The organism is Methanococcoides sp. DA23 (assembly GCF_057593895.1).
The window spans coordinates 261,734-281,446 of record NZ_CM172520.1 but is presented as its reverse complement, the minus strand read 5'-3'; the positions used below and the strand labels follow the sequence as shown (position 1 = coordinate 281,446).

Annotated in this window: 20 protein-coding genes, 1 tRNA gene and 1 other RNA gene; 6 read left to right on the top strand and 16 right to left on the bottom strand. The window is 45.0% G+C overall.

Annotated features, from left to right (window positions below):
- Positions 1 to 7: 7 nt before the first annotated feature.
- The 3 genes from AC20MK_RS01360 to AC20MK_RS01350 form a co-directional block, all read right to left on the bottom strand.
- Complete coding sequence (locus tag AC20MK_RS01360; protein WP_487356229.1) at positions 8 to 784, bottom strand: hypothetical protein; 777 nt, start codon at positions 782 to 784, stop codon at positions 8 to 10.
- Between the two features lie 106 nt (positions 785 to 890).
- On the bottom strand, positions 891 to 3,557 hold the full coding sequence (locus AC20MK_RS01355) for an AAA family ATPase (RefSeq protein WP_487356228.1): 2,667 nt from the start codon (positions 3,555 to 3,557) through the stop codon (positions 891 to 893).
- On the bottom strand, positions 3,554 to 5,011 hold the full coding sequence (locus tag AC20MK_RS01350; RefSeq protein WP_487356227.1) for a metallophosphoesterase: 1,458 nt from the start codon (positions 5,009 to 5,011) through the stop codon (positions 3,554 to 3,556). Before AC20MK_RS01350 ends, AC20MK_RS01355 begins: the two co-directional genes overlap by 4 nt.
- A gap of 184 nt (positions 5,012 to 5,195) precedes the next feature.
- Here AC20MK_RS01350 and AC20MK_RS01345 point away from each other — a divergent pair, with 184 nt between their 5' ends.
- Positions 5,196 to 6,059, top strand: coding sequence for a glucose-6-phosphate isomerase family protein (locus tag AC20MK_RS01345; protein ID WP_487356226.1), 864 nt, complete (start codon positions 5,196 to 5,198; stop codon positions 6,057 to 6,059).
- 86 nt (positions 6,060 to 6,145) lie between these two features.
- Positions 6,146 to 6,904 carry a DUF128 domain-containing protein gene (locus AC20MK_RS01340; RefSeq protein WP_487356225.1) on the top strand — a complete coding sequence of 253 codons (759 nt, stop codon included), beginning with the start codon at positions 6,146 to 6,148 and terminating at the stop codon, positions 6,902 to 6,904.
- Positions 6,905 to 6,907: 3 nt separating this feature from the next.
- Here the strand turns inward: AC20MK_RS01340 and recJ are convergent, their stop codons facing one another.
- Together recJ and AC20MK_RS01330 are read right to left on the bottom strand one after the other, a co-directional pair.
- The gene (gene recJ / locus AC20MK_RS01335; protein ID WP_487356224.1) at positions 6,908 to 8,293 is read right to left on the bottom strand and encodes a RecJ family nuclease; all 1,386 of its coding nucleotides are present in this window, start codon (positions 8,291 to 8,293) and stop codon (positions 6,908 to 6,910) included.
- Positions 8,294 to 8,313: 20 nt separating this feature from the next.
- The gene (locus tag AC20MK_RS01330) at positions 8,314 to 8,814 is read right to left on the bottom strand and encodes a hypothetical protein (RefSeq protein ID WP_487356223.1); all 501 of its coding nucleotides are present in this window, start codon (positions 8,812 to 8,814) and stop codon (positions 8,314 to 8,316) included.
- A 102-nt stretch (positions 8,815 to 8,916) separates the two neighbouring features.
- Here AC20MK_RS01330 and AC20MK_RS01325 point away from each other — a divergent pair, with 102 nt between their 5' ends.
- A complete protein-coding gene (locus tag AC20MK_RS01325; RefSeq protein WP_487356222.1) occupies positions 8,917 to 9,096 on the top strand; it encodes a hypothetical protein in 180 nt (59 codons plus the stop codon).
- 249 nt (positions 9,097 to 9,345) lie between these two features.
- Here AC20MK_RS01325 and AC20MK_RS01320 read toward each other — a convergent pair whose 3' ends face one another.
- Positions 9,346 to 9,741: a DUF1699 family protein gene (locus AC20MK_RS01320; RefSeq protein ID WP_487356221.1), complete on the bottom strand. Its 396-nt coding sequence runs from the start codon at positions 9,739 to 9,741 to the stop codon at positions 9,346 to 9,348.
- 257 nt (positions 9,742 to 9,998) lie between these two features.
- On the opposite strand from AC20MK_RS01320, the gene AC20MK_RS01315 reads away from it, so the two are divergent.
- On the top strand, positions 9,999 to 10,655 hold the full coding sequence (locus tag AC20MK_RS01315) for an MBL fold metallo-hydrolase (protein ID WP_487356220.1): 657 nt from the start codon (positions 9,999 to 10,001) through the stop codon (positions 10,653 to 10,655).
- A 35-nt stretch (positions 10,656 to 10,690) separates the two neighbouring features.
- Positions 10,691 to 11,011 carry a ribonuclease P protein component 4 gene (locus AC20MK_RS01310; RefSeq protein ID WP_487356219.1) on the top strand — a complete coding sequence of 107 codons (321 nt, stop codon included), beginning with the start codon at positions 10,691 to 10,693 and terminating at the stop codon, positions 11,009 to 11,011.
- 5 nt (positions 11,012 to 11,016) lie between these two features.
- Here the strand turns inward: AC20MK_RS01310 and AC20MK_RS01305 are convergent, their stop codons facing one another.
- The 3 genes from AC20MK_RS01305 to ffs form a co-directional block, all read right to left on the bottom strand.
- On the bottom strand, positions 11,017 to 11,286 hold the full coding sequence (locus AC20MK_RS01305) for a hypothetical protein (RefSeq protein ID WP_487356218.1): 270 nt from the start codon (positions 11,284 to 11,286) through the stop codon (positions 11,017 to 11,019).
- Between the two features lie 38 nt (positions 11,287 to 11,324).
- Positions 11,325 to 11,409 (bottom strand) — tRNA-Ser (locus AC20MK_RS01300).
- Between the two features lie 78 nt (positions 11,410 to 11,487).
- An RNA gene (gene ffs, locus AC20MK_RS01295) (signal recognition particle sRNA) lies at positions 11,488 to 11,802 on the bottom strand.
- A 117-nt stretch (positions 11,803 to 11,919) separates the two neighbouring features.
- On the opposite strand from ffs, the gene AC20MK_RS01290 reads away from it, so the two are divergent.
- A complete protein-coding gene (locus AC20MK_RS01290; RefSeq protein ID WP_487356217.1) occupies positions 11,920 to 12,159 on the top strand; it encodes a transcriptional regulator in 240 nt (79 codons plus the stop codon).
- A 51-nt stretch (positions 12,160 to 12,210) separates the two neighbouring features.
- Here AC20MK_RS01290 and AC20MK_RS01285 read toward each other — a convergent pair whose 3' ends face one another.
- The 7 genes from AC20MK_RS01285 to AC20MK_RS01255 all read right to left on the bottom strand — a co-directional run bounded on the left by AC20MK_RS01285 (position 12,211) and on the right by AC20MK_RS01255 (position 19,699).
- On the bottom strand, positions 12,211 to 13,590 hold the full coding sequence (locus AC20MK_RS01285) for an ATPase domain-containing protein (protein WP_487356216.1): 1,380 nt from the start codon (positions 13,588 to 13,590) through the stop codon (positions 12,211 to 12,213).
- Positions 13,591 to 13,694: 104 nt separating this feature from the next.
- A complete protein-coding gene (locus AC20MK_RS01280) occupies positions 13,695 to 13,964 on the bottom strand; it encodes an exodeoxyribonuclease VII small subunit (RefSeq protein WP_487356215.1) in 270 nt (89 codons plus the stop codon).
- 4 nt (positions 13,965 to 13,968) lie between these two features.
- On the bottom strand, positions 13,969 to 15,192 hold the full coding sequence (gene xseA, locus AC20MK_RS01275; protein WP_487356214.1) for an exodeoxyribonuclease VII large subunit: 1,224 nt from the start codon (positions 15,190 to 15,192) through the stop codon (positions 13,969 to 13,971).
- Between the two features lie 175 nt (positions 15,193 to 15,367).
- The gene (locus AC20MK_RS01270; protein WP_487356213.1) at positions 15,368 to 16,387 is read right to left on the bottom strand and encodes a Coenzyme F420 hydrogenase/dehydrogenase, beta subunit C-terminal domain; all 1,020 of its coding nucleotides are present in this window, start codon (positions 16,385 to 16,387) and stop codon (positions 15,368 to 15,370) included.
- 4 nt (positions 16,388 to 16,391) lie between these two features.
- Positions 16,392 to 17,135, bottom strand: coding sequence for a GltB/FmdC/FwdC-like GXGXG domain-containing protein (locus tag AC20MK_RS01265; RefSeq protein WP_487356212.1), 744 nt, complete (start codon positions 17,133 to 17,135; stop codon positions 16,392 to 16,394).
- A gap of 3 nt (positions 17,136 to 17,138) precedes the next feature.
- Positions 17,139 to 18,650 (bottom strand): glutamate synthase-related protein, encoded by a 1,512-nt coding sequence (locus AC20MK_RS01260; protein WP_487356211.1) that lies wholly within the window; start codon positions 18,648 to 18,650, stop codon positions 17,139 to 17,141.
- The gene (locus AC20MK_RS01255; protein WP_487356210.1) at positions 18,647 to 19,699 is read right to left on the bottom strand and encodes a class II glutamine amidotransferase; all 1,053 of its coding nucleotides are present in this window, start codon (positions 19,697 to 19,699) and stop codon (positions 18,647 to 18,649) included. The genes AC20MK_RS01260 and AC20MK_RS01255 overlap by 4 nt, the downstream gene beginning before the upstream one ends.
- Positions 19,700 to 19,713: the final 14 nt, after the last annotated feature.

Sequence of the window (19,713 nt, the reverse complement as noted above, 5' to 3'; positions counted from 1 at the left end):
TAATGGATTATAAAGATCTTCTGCGAGTCGTTGTGATCACCGTATCTTCATCATCACGGTCTTCCACAGTCTCAAGTTCGGTCTCAGAACGCCTGCGCAATGATTCCCCTTCTTCAGCGACAATATATTCACAGTCATCGTTCTTTGGGGAGGGAGGAGCACTTCTTTCAAATGGGGACCTCATATCACTTGCAACAATGTATTCGGAAGGAATACTATCCTGCTGACTCTGCACTGGCTCTTCTGCCTTAATTTCACGGATTTTCATATTGATTTCGTTGGAATTAATAAGGTTGCCCCAGTTCGAACCTGAAGAGGTCTTTGGCACGGTCGGTCTTTCTTCCTGAGCCTTTAGATCAGGAACTGGTACCTCAGTTGCGGGCCTTGGAACTGACCTCTGACCAAAAAGAGAGTCGGTAAGACGAACTTTGGTTTCAGGAACCGCTTCCACAGGTTTTTGTGCCGAAACATCAAAAGCCATATCAGTTATGGACTTTGCAAATCCTGTATCTGATCTTGGAGGATCTTTCCTAAGGGACCTCAACTGGGATTTCTGGTCGAGAAGTTCATCCATCATTCCACTCATATTACTTGAAAGTTCCTTCACGTCCTGCTCGATCTTGTTGAGCCTATTGTTGATATCAAGGTCGTTCTTTAGGTCATTACGAAGTTCCCTCATGATAGAATCACGAAGAGTTGTGCTCATAATCTCCATATCGCCTTCCTTTTCAACTAGCTTCCGCTCAAGCCTCTCTATTACAAAGTCTCTGTTCTCGGCGCTCATTGGATCCCTCGCAAAACGTTCATCCCTCTAAGGTCAAACCATTATCCTGGCTTTAATAGGCTAAAAACTATAATATATCTTATGGTTGCATCCCTTTCGAAAAATATCATTTACCGGATATTGAAGAGCTATTTGTGATAGGATCTTTCTCAACGACAAAAACGTGGTCTGCTGAATCTATCAATGATTCATCGTGGGACACTATCAATATCTGACCAACCCCGATATTCCTCATCATATCGATAAGTTTGATCAACTGATGGACATGACCACGGTCAAGGAAAACAGTAGGTTCATCAAGGATCAGTGGCGGCAGCTCTGTAGTGCCCGTACTTCCCGGCGCGTGTGCCAGTAAACGGTATATAGCACATCGGAGGACAAGATTGAATATTGCCCTCTCCCCTCCGCTCAACAACTTAGGTTCAAGAGGCGTGCCGTCCTTCTCGTATATAGTCAGATTGTATTCCGGATCAAGGCTGATATGAGAATAGGCATTGTTGGTGTACATAAAAGAGAAGATCTCGTTCAGTAACCTGTCAAGAGCATCAATGTTCTTTGCACGAAGCTCCACACGAAGACGCAGATACATCGTTTCAAGCTCCTCTGCATCCCGATAGACTGCTGCAAGGAAATCCTTCTTGTTCACCAACATCTTCTGCTTATTCTTAAGCTCGTTCAGCCGCCGGATATCCCCTTCCACCCGCCCGATCTCCTTGTGGAGTTCACCCTTACGCCTATCCCGCACATCCATCTCAGAAACGATCCCATTATATGCACTTTCATACTGAGATCTATCTGCCTGGAGCTTCTTCAGATCAACATCCCCCAATGCCTCATCGAGTTTAAGGATGCGTTGCCTACGTTCATTTATCTGCGACTCGAACAGTTCTATCTTTTCCAGTCCGTTTTTCACCCCATCATGAAGACGGTTGATGTTAGTTTGTATATCCCTGACCTTCAGAAGATTGGAACGTATCTGCCTTGCAGCATCCAGTTTATGCAACAACTTCCCATGTAGTTCCTTTGCAGCAGCTTCCTCACTTTTAAGAGACTCAGCCCCACTTTTCAGCTCAGCTATCGAACGCTTGCATTCATCCATCTGTTTTTCAAGATCGAGTACCTTGTCAGCCTCTTCCTTAATGGAACTTAGATGCTCCCCTATGCCCTTCTCAATGGAAGTGATATCGTTCTTCTTAAGCAACAACTGTTTTTCACTCTCAGCTATCGATTTTATGATATCCCGCACAGTCCTTACACGTTCCACTTTTACCCTGATCTCTTCCTGGTCCGCCCTTATCAGTTCCAGCTCATGGACAAGCTCGGTTTTCTTTTCCTCATCCCCAGCGGTCTCTTCGCATACTTTTGAACCCTGAAGGTCCTGCCCGCATGTAGGACAAAGACCCTTGCTAAGAAGGTCTTTGCTCTTCTGTATCTTTTTCTCAAGTTCCGCAACCTTGACAGATATTTCTTTTTCTTTACCATGAAGCTGTGTCTGTTTAAGGTTCAAAAGTTCAGAAATATCATCAATACCATCCAGCTTATTTTCCGCAAAGCCAAGCTCTTTTGCATCAACGTACCTATTTTGGATGATCGACCCGATCCGCTCGACCTCTTCCAGGCACTTTTGAACATCCTTTCTGGCAGATTCCACCTTATCTTCCCGGGTTCGTATGCTACCAACCGAATTTTTCAGTTGTTTGTTCAGATTCAGGAGGAAATTGTTTTGTGCCGCCTCATTGTTCAATGAAAGTTCTCTTTGTTTGACAACAACGCCAAGCCCATCTCGTGCGGAAACTTCCTGCTTTTCAAGATCAGTAACAAATCCCTCGATATCAGTACCATCTACGACCCCTAGAATTTCGAAAAGGGAGGCATTGGAACTATTAAGGGCCAAAATATCATTGTTCCCGGAATCCACCTGCCCCCTGGACCTTTCGATATTGGCATGCTCCTTTGAGATATTGGCCTTAAAGTCCTTGATCTCAGCATCTGCATTTTTCTTCTGTTCCAAGGTATCAGAATACTTCCCTATCCGGTCACCAATGGATTCGATCAGCTCTTTTGCGCGTTCTTTTTTTGACCCAAGCTCTGCAACCGCTTTTTCGATCCCGGTCACTTCGGTCCTGAGGCCGTTGAGGACCTGATAAGGTTTTGAATCTTCAAGAACCTCAATATCAGCAATATTATCCTTAAGGCGCGCATCAGCCTCCCTCTGGTGTCTTCCAACACCGACCCTTGCACTGCTTGCGCGCTCCCTGTATTCTTCGAGTTTGCCTATCTGAAGAAGGTCATCGATCATACGCTGCCTGTCCTTTGTCTTGGCATTGATAAGTACATCTATTTCACCCTGCCTGATGTACACACAGTTGGTGTAGGCCTCCTCATCCATTTTCAGAAGTGCCTTTACGGCCTCATACGTCTGATTTGCCTGGTCCACCATCACCTCATCATTGACCTTGAAAACAGACCTGTTGTTCGATGCCTTCCCGGACCTTGCATCTACCTTGTACCCCTGCTCGATACTGTAATCATTCCCCTGATCCTCAAAATCCACAACTATCGATGCTTTTGTAGCCCCTTTTCGAACAATGTCCGAAATAACGAAATCCTTTGAAAGAGCACGACTTCCGAAAAGCCCGGTAAAGCAGGCTTCCAGCAAACTGGATTTACCACTGCCGTTCACACCGGAGACAACAGTAACACCATCATCGAAGGTGATATCAAGTTCACTGTAGCTCCTGATATTCTCAACCCGTACTCTTTTAAGCTTCATAGATAATCCCCCAGATTGTACTGACGTGGTTTTGCATGCACATCCCCCTTATCCACGGGCTTCTTTTCAGGGTCTTCCGGGGCTTCATCATCAGAGTCTTTCGCCTTTTCGCCATCACAAGAAATTTCAATCGTGCTTTCTCCGATCATATCGGTATCTTGAACTTCCGAGATATGTTCGGAGATATTATCGGAGACATATCTTTCAGCCGGTTCAGCTATTGTTTCGCCATCGCGAGTTTCTTTATCCACATCGATTTCGGCCTTTCCGTAATCAACCACTGCCTGAGAGCTGCCCTGAAGAGCGACATTCAAAACAGGAACTGAAAAATCGATGGTAGATAGCAAAACACCTATTTTGGACTCCGTTTCAAGATCCACCTTTGTCTTCGGAACTGAACTGTCCCTTACCACCTCATCGATGAGGATACCGCCACTGGTAAGCGTCATGTTCTTTATTTCCCTTTTGACAGCTTCGTCAGGGTCCGAGAAAGAGACTTCGACATCCATTTCTTCCGAGACTCCCTCGCCATGCCGCATATCCCGTATGCGCGTCACAAGGGCTTCCTGTTTTGCAAGGAGGTCCTCTATCTCATTATAAGAGATGGATACATCGGAATTACCTGAGATATCCAGGAAGACTACCTTTCCGGCAACATCGTAGCCTTTGATAGTATTGATGATCAGTTCGTAAGCAGCATCTTTTTCCCTGAGCTCCACAGGAATGAAAAGAAAGTCCCTTGTGACTATATTACGCCGGCTTATATCGAGACCATCGTCGTTGATAGTAATGATGTTATAGGTTCGGGGCTCGCTCTCTGAGGCACTGTTGCGTTCAGTGCTTCCACAATAGGTAGCCCATGTGCTGCCAACCTTTGTTTTTTCATGCTTATGGTAATCGCCCAGAAGTATGGCGTGAAGATCAAATGGGAGGGAGCTTATCACATCCTCACAATCCCATTCCCCAAATGGGAACGGCGCCATTAGCTGATGCATGACGAGAAGATTCCATTCCCCGCAATCCTCAGCAGTGAAATCGGAATAATCATAAAGGGGTATCTTAGATCGTGGAACATTATCGATACCGTAAATAGCAACACCGTCCATCAGAAATGGCTTAGTGCCAAGTCTTGATGCAATTTCCATGCTCTCGAAAAGGTCCAGCCATTGGGTGTGCTGTTTGCTCTCGTGATTACCTACGATGGAGAGAAAAGGGATTTTCTGTTGTTTTAATTTGGAAAGGATCCTGATAGTATCAAGAATATCCTCCAGTGTCGGGTTCCTTGAATCGAAAAGATCGCCTGCATGGACAACAGCATCCACTTTCATATCAATGGCATCATCGATCACACTGGAAAAGGCATCGATGAAATCCTGCCTGCGTACCTCACTATGATATTGACGATAACCAATATGAGTGTCACCAGTGTGCAGTATTCTGATCTCCCTCTCCATGCCCCATTGTATGTTCTTTTGTATCTTAAGGTTGCTGTTTTAGTGGCATTGCGCCCCTTTGATTATTATTAATTATGAGTTAAATTTAAAATGTATTATACACCTATTAAACAATAGAAAGCGGGGAATGTGGCCTTTGAACAGCTTTTGGCTGGCTGCAGCTTTTACTTGAAAAGGTGATATAATGGGAGATAAGGTAGAATTTGGGGGAGTGGAAATGCAGCCTGACACAGGGATATTGCATGAGATGAATGTGGGAAATGTGACTGCGGTACAGCTCTTGACTGGCCACAGCTGTTACTTGAAAGGTGATATAATGGGATATACTATTGAATTCGGGGGAGTGGAAAGACAGCCTAACATACGGATGTTACATGATATGAAAGAGGTCGTTTATGACCACGAATGGTTCAGATCAGTGGATGATATGGAACTATACTATATGTTCAGGCATCTTTCATTGTCTGAGGAAGACTTGAAAACAATAAACAAGGCCCATCTTCGTTATGATATTACAGTGATCCCACCGAATATGCTCGGATGTGAGTTCGTCAAGACCGCTGGCCATTATCATCCAAATGTACCGGGACAGGAGATATCCTACCCTGAGGTATACCAGGTGCTTGAAGGCGAAGCGACATACATTCTGCAAAAACATGTGGGAGATGACGTTGTGGATAAGGTAGTCATCAAAGCAAAAAAAGGCGACATTGCACTCATCCCCCCTGATTATGGGCATGTGACGGTAAACGCTTCCAACGAGATCCTTAAAATGGCAAACTGGGTCTGTTGTGATTTTGCCTCCAGTTATGCACCTTTCAGAGATATGGAAGGAGGGGCCTATTATCTGTTAGAGTCCGGATTCGTGAAGAACCACCGTTATGAGAACCTTCCAGAAATAAGGTACATAACTCCCACAGACATCCCTGAGTTTGGCCTTTTCTGTGGCAGGGACATGTACGAACTTGTGAATGATACTGAAAAACTTGAATTCCTTAAAAGTCCACAGAATTTCACAGGTATTTTTGAAAGTATTATCAATGTCTGATAATACAACTTTCTTTTTTTCATTGTAGCCCAGACACAAAACTCTAATACAGTAATTTCCTTACTTTAGAGAAACGAGAGCTACCTATGATCAAACAACCCAATCGCGTACAATTCACATCCTCCCGCATTGAAGACCTTATGTACAGGACAACTTTTGATCCGGTAAATATGACTGGCGAACTGATAGTGAACCTGTCCCTTGTAAAGGAAGAAGATCTCGAAGCCGTTCTGGAAGTATATAACCTAGTCATCAGAAGCGGATTATCGGTCAGCCCTTTCTTGAAGATAATAAAAAGCGGAGAGACCATCGGTGATCTGAAGATAGCACAAGGGGATGTTGGGATTGCCACTGTGTGCAGCATAACCATCGACGGAGTCCTTTTGAAGGGCGGTGTTATGATAAACCCTCGCTTTGGAGGAGTAGTACAGATAAAGAACGGGCAACCAGTTCGTTTTACTGATGTGGTCACTTACGCAAGTACCACCATTGACCCCCTTGAGGTCCTCATGTCCCAGGACATAACATCGGTCACAAAGATGCTGAGAACAGGTTCCGGCAAGATCCTTGCAAATCTCAGGGAAGCTCCCCTGGTGGCAAGGGATGATATCGACCATATCCTTTCAGACCTGATGGAAGCTGGCCTTAGCGGAATAATGGAAGTGGGAGAGCCAAACACTCGTGTGCTGGACGTTCCTGTTGAACGTGACCATTTAGGCGTTGTTGTTATTGGAGGTACCAACCCCATGGCAATGGCAAAGGAACAGGGCTTTGAGGTCCGCACCAGTGCAATGTCAGCGCTAATTGGCATTGACAGTATGAAGCACATCGAGGACCTTATCTAAACCTTATCTTTTTAGCTGCTTGCCAATAACGGCATCAAGCTTCTTTATAAACTCTTCTTTTGCACTTTCAGGGATAGTAGCTCCGGCTGCAATGTCATGCCCGCCCCCTGCACCATTGACTTCTGCAGCGGTCATTGACATGGCCTCTGACAGATTGAGCCCTTTGCGTATGAGGTCCTGCGTACCGCGTGCCGACACTTTCACACCATCCTTCGCGTCTGCGAATGCGATTATGGGCAGATCCCGATTACCGATAACAGATGTGCTCATGCCTGCAATAATACCCACGATGGTCTCAAGTATGCTCGAACCAGCATCAAAATACTGAAGATTGTCGAGCTGGGTCACACCCTGCTCTTTGACGAACATCAGTCCATTGACAAGGTTCTGCCTGTGCTCGCTCAGAAGTTTCTTTGCAGATTCATATGCTTCACCCCTGTCACCCATACACACTGCCAATCCGATATCAGCGTGACCATATCGTGCAGTTGCATTCAGCAAGGTGGAATATTCGGAAGCATCCCTCATCTCAGTACCTTCCTTTTCATTGGTGAGCAGATACACTTCCCCGATCAGGCGCTCGATCTTGTAGGAAGGAAGACCCGCACGCAGGCAGTACTGGACAAGGGCTGATACGATCTTCTGTTTATCCATCTGCTCAATGTCGATCCAGCGTCTCCAGCGTTCGTCCCCGCCAAATTGTATCCCAAGGTCATGAAGGAATCCTATACAGGCATCTTCATTGCCGGTGAGTCCGGGCAGATATGGGTCTGATGCGAACTGGAGCAGTTTGAAGACCGGACGGGTCTGTTTCCCAAAAAGCATTATATCCTTTTCAAAACTGAGAACACCAGCCTGGGCACCCTCTTCGAGAATATATCGGTTCAGACCAGTAAGATGGCCTTTTTTAAGGTGCTGAAGGTCCCCTACTGCGCCCACAATGGCAAGGTCTGCAAGATCTTTATTGTCCCCGAGGGCATTTGCTAAGATATAGGTCATTCCAGAACCGCTAAGCTCGTATGAGCCATTGAAGCCATAAAGATGAGGATTCAGATGATGTTCCATTTCACCCCTTGGCTGGTGGTGATCAGCGATAACCGCATTTATTCCGTGAGAATTGAGAGAGTCGATCATCCCGCTTCCAAGGTCAGTAAAAATGACAAGTTCCGGATTCAGATTCGCTATTGATTCGATCTCCACCTCATCGAGCTGTTTTACAAAATGGATGGAATGTTCGATCCCTGCCCTCTCCAGTGCTTTACAGATTATCCCGGCGGAGGTCAGACCGTCCGCATCGATGTGTGAGACCACATATACAGAACCCTGGTCTTTAATTATGGATGAACATTCCATAGCTTTTGACCTGATCTCCTGAATTCTTTCCAACATTTATAGATCACCTTGCATAATTACTCAAGAATTCTTTCGCCGCCTCTCCATTTAGCGGGCTCGATAAGATAATGTCCTTTCTTCCTTTCCATTTCAGGATAGGTCTGTATCTCTTCTACCGTGTATTTCAAAGATGTTTCATCGTGGTATCGTTCCCTCAGTTCATCCCACGGAATAATATGTGCTTTTCTGGACTTTCCGACACCCATCCTTAATTCGACCGCCAGATAGCCTGTACGCCCTGACCTTCTCAGAAAGTCAGATATGCGGTCTATCTGGTGAGCACCCTTTTTATCAACTGTGAAATGCTGGGTAAAATAAAGTGCGTTTGCACCCTTTTCCACCGAAATGCTCTTGCATTCTATACCCAGGTAGTAATCCGGGTTAAGGGAATCCACCAGCACATCCAGGAACTGCGGTGTGAATCGGTGCTGTTTGAGCCTATGTGCGATCCCCCTTACATCAGTATCTTCAAAAAAAGCATTGAAAGATAGTACAAGTTCCCTTTCGAATTCTGTCATGTGTTTACCATATGAAATTTGTGATTAGATATTGTTGTCCTCTCATATATTCCTTCTTCCACCGGCGTTACATTGATGTATCAGGCTTATAATGTAAGTACAATGAACAAAAAAACAATGGAAATCTTGCTGGCTATTGGTTCGGTCGTTGTATTCGTAGTGCTTCTCATAATGGTCCACGCAACGGGCATGGAGCCACAAGGATATGGTTTTTTAGGAGCTTTAGCGCTGTTCGTACTGACAGTATCCCTTGCAGGCATTAAATTGACAAATATAGAGTAAGACATTTCAAAATAGCTGATCACACATTTGCTTCAATAGTAGCTATCTTAACTATTGAATATGGACCAGGTCCCATTTTAGATATAATAAAAACACTTGACATCAATTAGAGGTCATGTGGACTGGTAGTTCAGAGATCTTGTGAATGAACAGTAAAAATAATAATGTGAAAAGTGTGGGGAGAGGTCGGTATAAATACCGACCTTCTTCTTGGGGGTTTCGTTTTTTTCGTTTTTCAAGTGCAGTAAATTACTGCTTCATCAGGAATTCAATGAAATCAGGGCTAAGCCTGGTTTCTCTGACCATCTTCTCATTGATCTCTTCTTCAGAGATACCATCGTCGCGGTACTCCTTTATTCGATCATAGACGCCCTGAGAGACTTCGGAATATTCGTTGATATCCTTTCTGTGGCCCCATACATCGCCTTCGAGAAGATTTATGCCCTGCATTTCAAGATACATCTTTGCAGACTTGGATATGGTCTTCTTGTATGAACTTGGAATGTGAAGTGCTTTGACACTTGGACATTTTTTAACAAGCTCGAAAATATCTGTGTTTGACGGCCTGAATGCAAGGTGTACGATCTCTTCGTTTTCGCTTAACGTCTTAATCTCTTCTTTTGAACTTACGACTCTAATCTTCATTATTTGACCCTTCCTGTTTTTCGATTGTGCCGTTATTATTTTGAGTGTTACGTAAAAATCTGAATATACAACACATCTATTTGTATATACACAACCTCTTCTATATAAATATTATCAGTGTTATTTGTAAAAAATTACCATATCGAAATAAGATATATATTTTAGGGAATTCGGCAGTTTTAAGATATATTGTACCATTAATGTCAGCATAAGTTCAGAAGATGCATATTTGACAGAACGTTTCAGGAGACCAGACCATGAAAAGCACAACAATTGGTAATGTATCAATAGAATGGCTAGGCCATGCCGGATTCATATTGCGCGGGCAGAAAACAGTGATATACATTGACCCATATGCAGTTCCAGATGAGATAGTTCCTGAAGATGAAGCTGACATCATACTTTTGACGCACGAGCATTTCGACCATTGCGACCCAGGTTCCATACGGGCGGTCCGCGGAAGCATGACAACGACCCTGATACCGGAAAAGATGTCACTAGAGTTCAAAGGCGATGCACGCAGGATCATTGAAGGAGATGAACTCTCAGGAAATCTGGCAATAAAGGGAGTAAATATAGAGGTCGTGCCTTCCTACAATCTGAATAAGCCTAACCATCCCCGAGGGGAAGGCGTAGGCTATATAGTTGAACTTGAAGGCATAAGGATATATCATGCCGGAGATTCGGACCTGATCCCCGAAATGGCCGAGATACATGCAGATGTTGTGCTTCTGCCAATAAGTGCGGATTTCACAATGAGTGAGGAAGAAGCAGCAGATGCGGCCATAGCCATAGGCCCAAAGGTTGCAATTCCCATGCATTATGGCCTTGTCGAAGGTACTGATGCAGACCCACAGAAGTTCAAAGAGCTCATCAATGCAAAGGATCCTAACATCGAAGTTATAATTCTTTAAAATGATGATGTGTATACACAATAGGTAATATGTACATGTCCCGAATGAAAAAGAAGCAAAAGAATATTATTAAAGATGTGGCAACTGAGAGGATCGAACGCCTTTTCAAACTGGCAGCCGAGGAATACAGCTCCAACCCCGAAAGAAGCGACAGATATGTACAACTGGCAAGACGTATCGGCATGAAATACAGGTTACGATTCCCAGCTTCCCTGAAACGTAAGATGTGCAGGGAGTGTAGCTCATACCTTGTCCCCGGAAGCAGCTCAAGAGTGAGGCTTCATGGAAGGTACATGACCATAACATGCCTTAAGTGCGGGCGAGAAGTGAGGATACCATACCATTTGAAAGAATAAAACGCTCAGATCCCGGCGACCAGATTCAGCAGTTTTACAATAAGATATACTCCAACGAGCATCCCAATTCCCATTATTGCGAAAATAAGGATGTTCCTGAGTACCTCGTTCTTTTCAGAACCTGCACGTATTCCGAATGCACCACAGGTGCCACCTGAACAACCGCCACAACCATCAGACTTACTGCCCTTTTTTTTCACAGGCACTTCATTGAGTACAGGGATTATCAGTTTACCATCGACCATTATCTTAACCTGCCATTCCTCTTTGACCATCGTTAGAAAAGATATAGTTAACAAAGAGGATAAAAGAACGACGAGAGGGGGATTCGAACCCCCGAGGTGCCGGGCACCACAGGATTAGCAATCCTGCGCCATACCGGGCTTGGCTATCTCGTCATTAAGAGTTATTTTCACGCCAATGCGATTCCATAAAGGCAATAGCCTTATTTAACGCTTTTCGTTAGAAGTATAAAGTGGCGGGCATACCGCGAGTTGCTGTAAATCACAGACCCAAATGATCTGTGACCTCTCCTCCACCCCGCAGCCCTCCAAGCGACAAATGTCAATGGTAGGTCTGCTCCCTTCCGGGCCTCGACTGGTTCCCACTGCAAAGATAGGCGAACCAATTCTCCAATTGGTCCTCCTACCAACATCATCCAAGCAGGACGGGGCTTCTACGTTGAGATCACAGGTTTGGATATGATCAAAACAACTTCTTTTGGCTTCGTCCCCCGCATATCGGCGATTTCGGGTTACAGGTAACGCCGGCCTACCCAGACTAGCCCGCCACGCATACATATGCTTTACAGGTAATAAAAGTATTCCTACCACGCCGTTGCAACAATGGAAGAACAACTGTACGAATATAGTTATACGATGTAGTAGTAAACTGTATATGGTGAGAAAATGGAAGAACTAATGGGTTTTGTTACCGGAAACAAGAACAGACAGAAATTATTGGCCTTACTCGAATCCAGGGGAGAGCTGGAAGGAGCACGCATCGCTAAGAACATGCATATTGCAAAAATATCTGCTGATAAGATACTCGAGGAACTTGCCGCAAAGGAGCTTATCGTTGAGGAAAGTGGAGTTTACAAACTCACAGAACTTGGCACAACGGTCGCAAGGACCGTACTATCAATATAAAAATAAAAGTAGTATTATGCTACTTTTATACCTTTTTTACAGATTTGCCGTTCAAGGCAACACATCACACTGAAGCTTGATGCCAGTGTCAGAGATCGTATATTCCCGCATGATCAGACCATGGCGAGAACCTTTGGATTTCAGTATCCTCAAATACCTTTTGAACTCATTGGAGCAGAGTATCTGTGTAAGCGTTATCACAGTGTCCATGATAAATGATGCTTCATTGCTCATGATCCTGTCCGTCTGCGGTTCCAGTTCTGTTGTAAAAACAGAGGTTACGCCCATGCTGTTGAGATAATTTGTAAGGCTAAGCAAGTATCCACGAAGTTTGATATCATCGGGGAATGTGATCTCCAGATTGACAAGGCCGTCCAGAACGATACGTGTAATACCAAGTTCATCTATGAGCTCCTTTAGCCTTATTGCATGTTCCGCAGGATGGATCTCCTCAGGATTGGAATGAATGAAACGTAATTGCCCGGAATCCACATACTTTTGCATATCCCAATTGAACTTTGCCGCTTCCCTGATGATCTGTTCCGGCCTTTCACCATAGGATACTATCACCCCATTTTCACCATTAACGAGACCTTCCATCATGAAACTCCATGCGAAGATCGACTTGCCCGAGCCAGGCTCACCTGCAACGAGCATACTGCTCCCTGCAATTATACCTCCATAGAGCATAAGATCGAGATTTTCCACCCCAGACCTTATCTTTGTTTCAGCTGGACCATCAACTTTAGAACTTACCAGGCGGGGATAGACGACGAAGCCTTCAGAACTTACATCATAACTGTAATCCCTGGCAGTGCTTATCCCCCTCTTCTGGAGATCCAGCCCCAGCATCTTAAGAACTCTCATCTTATGTGCAGTATGATAACCGGAATTCTCCTTTGACAGGTAAATGATACCATCAGTAAGATGACTTACCACAGACCCATGTATCTGCTCCTCCAGAAGTTCACCTGTCAGCATCACAAGAGCATTCGATTCCTTGAGCATGGAGTCAAGCGTATAGAAAAAACGCCTTCTTTCCTGTTCAACAAAGCCAAATCCCATAGGAGTTATAGGATCAATGACGATGCGGCCAGGATTTTCTGAGGCTATAACATTTCCCATTTCGATCAACGTGCTCAGCGGGTCCTTTTCAGCAGCCTGCCTGCTCAAAGGATGGATACTGACATTCTCGAAAAGGAACGGGAAAACAGACTGCAATTTCTCGAATTTTTCAGATGTCTCTGTTGTAAGCGGTATGTACAGCACTTTCTCCCCGTTCTTTGCGGCATTTGAAAGCATCTGAAGTGCCATTGTGGTCTTACCGACCCCGGCTGTACCGGCAACAAGGATAGTCGAGGGAGTTCTAAAACCACCAAGAATCTCATCAAGTCCCTCAATACAACACGGCAAATTCTGAAGTTCGGACATTATAATTTTGTATATGCATAAGCATTACTTATACTTTCTCGAGTTCAGCACTTACCCGTGCTACCACCAATACTGCCAGTAACACGATATATTGCAATATCTTCTCACTTATCGGACCCATCGAATGGTCCTGTTACAAGCTTTCCGCTCCTTTCCATCAGAACCTCGACCTTCTTTTCGGAATCCTCGATCTTCTGGTTACAAAGCAGTGCCAGTTTCATACCTTTCTCGAAGGTCTCAATACTTTCATCAAGTGTAAGCTGCCCTCTTTCAAGCAGATCCACGAGATGTTCTAGCTCCTCCAGAGATGCTTCGAAAGTCTGTTCTTTTTCTGTCCCCTCTTTCTCGGATTTGGCCTTCTTTGTAGTTCCCATATTATCACCCTTCGTAATGCAGGTATTTCTTCCTGTCATGGATTATATTTTCAACCTTACACTCAAATATGCCGTCATTGACAATAACATCCAATTGCGCGTTCTCCTTCAGCTCGCTGACACTTGAGATGGATACCTTCTCTTCAGGGTCTAAAGCTATACTATACCCCCTTAGCATCGTGTTCAGGGGACTTACAGCATTGAGCCTGGACGAATGGAATTTAAGTTCCAGCGCTTTATTCTCTATTGTCTTTCCCATGGAAGAGGTCAGTTTCATAGTAAGCTCATCCAGATACTGCGAATCCTGCATCAGCATATCCATTATATGCTGTGGCTCCAGTTTCTTCCGGGCATACTCCAGCCGACCCTTCCCTTCTGAAATAACGTGCCCCACCTTATTCTCCAATCGGGAGGACAATGTTGCAAGATGCCTTTTTACCTCATTCTGGTCCGGTACCACAAGTTCTGCCGCAGCAGAGGGGGTCGGAGCACGCAGGTCAGCAGTAAAATCAGCAATTGTAAAATCCGTTTCATGCCCAACAGCGGAAACTATCGGTTTTTTGGAATCGAAGATAGCCCTTGCGACCACCTCTTCATTGAAGGACCACAGGTCCTCAAGGGAACCACCGCCCCTTCCCAAAATGATAACATCGACATCCGTCTGGTTGAGCAGTTCAATTGACCTGACAATACTTTCCGCAGATCTCTCACCCTGAACGAGGGTAGGACTTAATAGGACATTGACCGGATACCTGCGGCCGATAACATTCAGAATATCATGTATCGCAGCTCCCGTAGGAGAAGTTACAACTCCGACCCTCAGAGGATATTCAGGGATCGGCATCTTGTGAACATCACTGAAGAGACCTTCTTTCTCAAGCTTGTTCTTAAGCTGCTCATAGGCCTTGTATAGCTCGCCCACACCATCAGGACGAATGTCCTGAACATAGAGTTGATACTGCCCGCGTACCACATACACATCCACTGAACCGAATACCAGAACCTTCATGGATGATTCCAGCTCGAACCGGAGATTCCTATTCACAGACTTGAAGCTGACACAACTTATCTGACTTTTTCCATCCTTGACAGTAAAATAATAATGACCTGAACTGTGCTTTGTAAGATTGGAGATCTCCCCCTGCACCCAGATCTGATTAAGTTTAGGATTGTTCGACAGAGTGTTCTTGATGAGATTGTTCAGTTCTGTGACAGTATATGCGGGCATTGTTCAAGCCTCCATCATGAAGTACGATTAGGTCTTTTTCCTATTAGTATATAGAGCGAGTGGGTTGAAAGTAATTTAAGTATGGATATGTAAGTAAATAGGACCAATAAAGAGATAAGTGAGACATGGGTCAAATAAATAAGAAGAAGAAATATCAGACAACTGTCCGATATTATCAACTCATGCCCTTTTTTGCTTTTTTCCCAGCTAGCTTATCGAGGAGTTCAATGTCGACCTCATTAGACACATTGAGAGTTCCAGAATCAACTGCGCTCATGAAGAACTTATTTCCAACAGGCGTCCGGATGATAAGTGTCGTCCTTCCCTTTGGACTTCCCATAGAACCTGCAGAAATATCAGCGTAAGTACTAGTAAGGTCAGTACATATCCCGCACCCCGGACGAATACAATCATCCAGTTCAGAAAGAGGTATGATATGGATATCGCCATCTTCGGTCGTTATCTCCAGTTTTCCAGGAACATCCAGACGTTTGATATCCCATGGATCGAGATCCAGGTCCTCCCTGAACTTTCCTTCGACCATTTTTTCGTAGTCGAATGTTTCAGTACAGAACAAGCCCATTATAAGGCGGATAGAATCCCTGAACGGCCTAATCAGATCATGCTCACTGTTTCGCATCTTATTTACAGCCTCGACCACACAGGGAACTCCCACTACCGCCACATTACGAAATTTCTTCATGATGACAGCTTCTTTCAATGCCCAAAGAAGTGGAACCCACCAGTTATAGCGACTGCCTGCTTGACGGACAAGCACTTCCTTTGAAGTTATCACAGTTGACCTTGGTTTAAGTGACCAGGGATCTTCAGATACAGTTATGACCGCATCCACAAGCCCCTCCTCAAGGGCATTTGCAAGAATAGCAGAGACCGCACCGCCACTCTGCCTCCTCTCAACTTCGAAATTAGCAGAAGCGTCCACAATATCGATATAGTTCCCGAGACCGCCGACCTTTAGGTCACCTTTCCTGGGACATACCTCATAACACGCACCACATTGTACACCATCAGTTGCTGATTTGCAATAGCCATCATTCAATGGGTGTGTTGAATTGACCCCAGTCTCGAAAAATAAAGAATCTGCCGGACAAACAGCAACACACGCACCACAACACGCACATTTACCAGAATCCCACACCTCATCTTTGAGATATGTGTAATTTTTGTCATACATATTATCACTCCCAGGTGTATTTGTCTGCGAAAGGTCGGCTGCTTGCCGGAACGATGCAGGCGTAATTATCATCAAGTAGCTCTTCGGGATCAATATCGAAGTATTTACAGAATTCTTCCACATACGGCCTGATAATTTCCAGCTCAGCTTCACCAAATCCTGTTTTCATTGCACCGATACCGAGAAGCTCATCTTTTACATCCCCGCGGATAATGATCATACCGCCGTGAATACCACTTCCTATCCCCCTGTCGATCATGGCTTTATCATGCCCCAGACCAAGGACAAGGATAAGACCTCCTGCCATATATTCACCAAGGAATGCATGTGAAATACCGCCGACAACAAGTACAGGACGAGAGTTTTCAGCATATTGTTTCATGTGTATGCCGCCACGATAGCCAATGTCCCCTTTTACAAATACTTTCCCACCACGCATGCTGTGAGCAACGGCATCCCCTGCACAACCATGGACTACAATGGTTCCTGCATCCATGGTATTACCGGGTGCATGGTCACAATTTCCGTGAACGATACAAGTAGGGCCGCTCATGAACATACCGAGGTCCCCACCTACGGCACCGTTTATCTCTATTGTTACATCACTTTTTAGTCCATCAGCAATGAAACGCTGACCTACAACGTTATCTATAACGATCTCATTAGCACCGTTCTTGACAGCATCCCTTATTTTTTTATTCAAGGGCGTGTAATGCATACCTTTTGCATCTATTACGATCATATTCATATTTCAGGCCCCTACCGGTTTGACATTCAATACGTCCAGTGTCCCTTCATCCAGCATATATCCACGCAGACGACTCCTGTTGCTCCTCAGACTTTCGATGCTGTTGATCCCCGCAGCACCCATCAATTCACTAAGTTCAAGTGTCCATGAACGGATGAGATTGGCAACGTGTTCAGACTCAACTTCAGGATCAAGCCTGTTCACGAGGTTTTCCTGTTGAGTTGCGATACCCCAAGGACACATGCCCCTGTAACAGTTCCCACAAACACGACATCCCATTGCAATAAGCGAAGCAGTTCCAATATAAACAGCATCTGCCCCAAGAGCTATTGTTTTTGCAACATCGGCACTGTTCCTTATTCCTCCACTTGCAATGACCGAGATCTTGCCCCTGATGCCCTGATCATTGAGCTTCTGGTCAACACTCGCAACAGCTGCTTCTATGGGGATACCCACGTTGTCCCTGAAAACTTTTGGAGTTGCACCACTGCCTCCACGGAAACCATCAATTACGACAGCATCCGCCGATGAACGTGCAATACCTGCTGCTATCGCTGCAACATTATGAACTGCCGCTATCTTTACGAATACAGGTTTTTTCCATTCAGTCGCCTCCTTTAAGCTCCTGACAAGTTGTGCAAGATCTTCTATGCTGTAAATATCGTGATGTGGTGCCGGGCTGATGGCATCACTACCCAGTGGGATCATGCGGGTGCACGATATATCCTTACATACTTTTTCACCTGGCAGATGACCGCCAATCCCTGGTTTTGCACCCTGCCCGATCTTAATCTCTATCGCAGCACCCCTTTCAAGGTAGTTTATATCAACTCCGAAACGGCCGGATGCCACCTGAACGATCATGTTATCCTGATACGGATAGATCTTCTCATGCAACCCACCCTCCCCGGTTCCCATGAAAGTACCGGTTTTAGCTACTGCTTTTGCAAGGCTTAATTGTGCGTTCAAGCTAATGGCACCATAGCTCATGTGCCCTATCATGATCGGCGTGTCAAGTTTGAGATTGGGGGTCAGTTCAGTTAGAAGTTCCACATCCCCATTATCTTTTTTCTCGATCTCGAGCATAGATGGTTTCTTCCCGAGATATGTTCGAAGTTCCATTGGTTCGCGTAACGGGTCAATGCTCGGGTTAGTCACCTGACATGCATCAAGTACAAGGCTGTCAAAGATCACAGGATACGGTTTAGCATTCCCCATACCAGCAAGGATTATCTTTCCGCTTCTTGCTTGATTTATGATATCCTCCCTTGCTTCGGCGGTCCATAAGGGATGGCTACGATAATCCACAGGATGTTCTTTTAGAGAGATGGCATCCCTGGGACACATGGAAATACAGTAATGACAAGCAGTACATTTTCGGGAATCGATAATGATCCGGTCATCTTCTTTGTGAAAGACACCGTATGAACAGTTCTTGATACAACGCATACAATGCATACACTGTTCACGGTCGATACTGACCTTGTATTTCAAAGGAACGCTTCCAAGGCTCATGCGATCACCCTTCCAATGACCGGTTCGCCAGCTCTTGGCATGTGAATGTTCTGTACTTCAGGGTCCATTACGCGAATTGCCGCCTCTTCGCTTGAAATGTATAATCTATCCCCGCTCTCCCCTACGACCAGTGGTCTGAGCTTGATCCTGTCAGTGAATCCGACAATTCCTTCATGAGTAGCTACGACTATGGCAAATGGACCGTTCATAAGGGCAGGACCATAGGTAAGACGTATTGCAAGATTTAGTTCACGCTCTTTTTCCGGCATGTTGTCGATCTCATCCCAGAATGAGGGAGCAAGTGCTTTTACGATAATGTCCTCAGGCAATCCGTGTCTTCTTCCGAGAAGGTCGAAAAGGTAAGCTACGACTTCAGTGTCTGTGAACATACTACAGGTGTAGCCATGACTTTCTACATACCTGCGGTTAGTTCCGTATGATGTGATCTCACCGTTGTGAACAACTGCCCAGTCAAGAAGATTGAATGGATGCGCTCCACCCCACCATCCCGGAGTGTTGGTAGGATAGCGATTATGTGCTAACCAGATGTAACCTTCATAATCTTCGATACGATAGAAGTTGGCGACATCTTCCGGCCAGCCAGCTGCTTTGAATACTCCCATATTCTTTCCAGAGGAGAATATCAATGCCCCTTTGATGTTAGAGTTCGTTTCCATTACGATATATTTCATAATATCGTCTTCGGGGCTTGATGTGCCTGTTATCAGGTCACCATAAGGCTTGAAGAAATACCTCCACGGAATTTGGCTTTTTTTGAGTCCATCCTGCTCGTATGTAGGTATTGCTTCCTGGTGTACGATACGACCCCATTTTTGCAGCATTTCGTCAACTTTTGATTTTGGTTCAAGGAGATTGTTGAAGAATACGTGGATAGCATAGCAGTCCTCAAAATCAGGATATATGCCATATGCTGCATAGCCAGCTCCTTCCCCACTCCCCCTTTCGTTCATAAGACTTAATGCATCCCGAATACTGGAACCATTCATAAGGTCCCTGTTTCTATCGATCACACCTATTATTCCACACATTTGGATCACCGTTC

Bases quoted from the DNA above. Each gene is read 5' to 3' on its own strand.
- AC20MK_RS01255 (WP_487356210.1), bottom strand. From the start codon at position 19,699: ATGTGTGGAATAATAGGTGTGATCGATAGAAACAGGGACCTTATGAAT.
- AC20MK_RS01355 (WP_487356228.1), bottom strand. From the start codon at position 3,557: ATGAAGCTTAAAAGAGTACGGGTTGAGAATATCAGGAGCTACAGTGAA.
- AC20MK_RS01285 (WP_487356216.1), bottom strand. From the start codon at position 13,590: ATGTCCGAACTTCAGAATTTGCCGTGTTGTATTGAGGGACTTGATGAG.
- AC20MK_RS01350 (WP_487356227.1), bottom strand. From the start codon at position 5,011: ATGGAGAGGGAGATCAGAATACTGCACACTGGTGACACTCATATTGGT.
- AC20MK_RS01280 (WP_487356215.1), bottom strand. From the start codon at position 13,964: ATGGGAACTACAAAGAAGGCCAAATCCGAGAAAGAGGGGACAGAAAAA.
- AC20MK_RS01305 (WP_487356218.1), bottom strand. From the start codon at position 11,286: ATGGTCAAAGAGGAATGGCAGGTTAAGATAATGGTCGATGGTAAACTG.
- AC20MK_RS01340 (WP_487356225.1), top strand. From the start codon at position 6,146: ATGATCAAACAACCCAATCGCGTACAATTCACATCCTCCCGCATTGAA.
- AC20MK_RS01315 (WP_487356220.1), top strand. From the start codon at position 9,999: ATGAAAAGCACAACAATTGGTAATGTATCAATAGAATGGCTAGGCCAT.
- AC20MK_RS01325 (WP_487356222.1), top strand. From the start codon at position 8,917: ATGAACAAAAAAACAATGGAAATCTTGCTGGCTATTGGTTCGGTCGTT.
- AC20MK_RS01360 (WP_487356229.1), bottom strand. From the start codon at position 784: ATGAGCGCCGAGAACAGAGACTTTGTAATAGAGAGGCTTGAGCGGAAG.
- recJ (WP_487356224.1), bottom strand. From the start codon at position 8,293: ATGTTGGAAAGAATTCAGGAGATCAGGTCAAAAGCTATGGAATGTTCA.
- AC20MK_RS01260 (WP_487356211.1), bottom strand. From the start codon at position 18,650: ATGAGCCTTGGAAGCGTTCCTTTGAAATACAAGGTCAGTATCGACCGT.
- AC20MK_RS01310 (WP_487356219.1), top strand. From the start codon at position 10,691: ATGTCCCGAATGAAAAAGAAGCAAAAGAATATTATTAAAGATGTGGCA.
- AC20MK_RS01265 (WP_487356212.1), bottom strand. From the start codon at position 17,135: ATGAATATGATCGTAATAGATGCAAAAGGTATGCATTACACGCCCTTG.
- AC20MK_RS01320 (WP_487356221.1), bottom strand. From the start codon at position 9,741: ATGAAGATTAGAGTCGTAAGTTCAAAAGAAGAGATTAAGACGTTAAGC.
- AC20MK_RS01270 (WP_487356213.1), bottom strand. From the start codon at position 16,387: ATGTATGACAAAAATTACACATATCTCAAAGATGAGGTGTGGGATTCT.
- AC20MK_RS01345 (WP_487356226.1), top strand. From the start codon at position 5,196: ATGGGAGATAAGGTAGAATTTGGGGGAGTGGAAATGCAGCCTGACACA.
- xseA (WP_487356214.1), bottom strand. From the start codon at position 15,192: ATGCCCGCATATACTGTCACAGAACTGAACAATCTCATCAAGAACACT.
- AC20MK_RS01330 (WP_487356223.1), bottom strand. From the start codon at position 8,814: ATGACAGAATTCGAAAGGGAACTTGTACTATCTTTCAATGCTTTTTTT.
- AC20MK_RS01290 (WP_487356217.1), top strand. From the start codon at position 11,920: ATGGAAGAACTAATGGGTTTTGTTACCGGAAACAAGAACAGACAGAAA.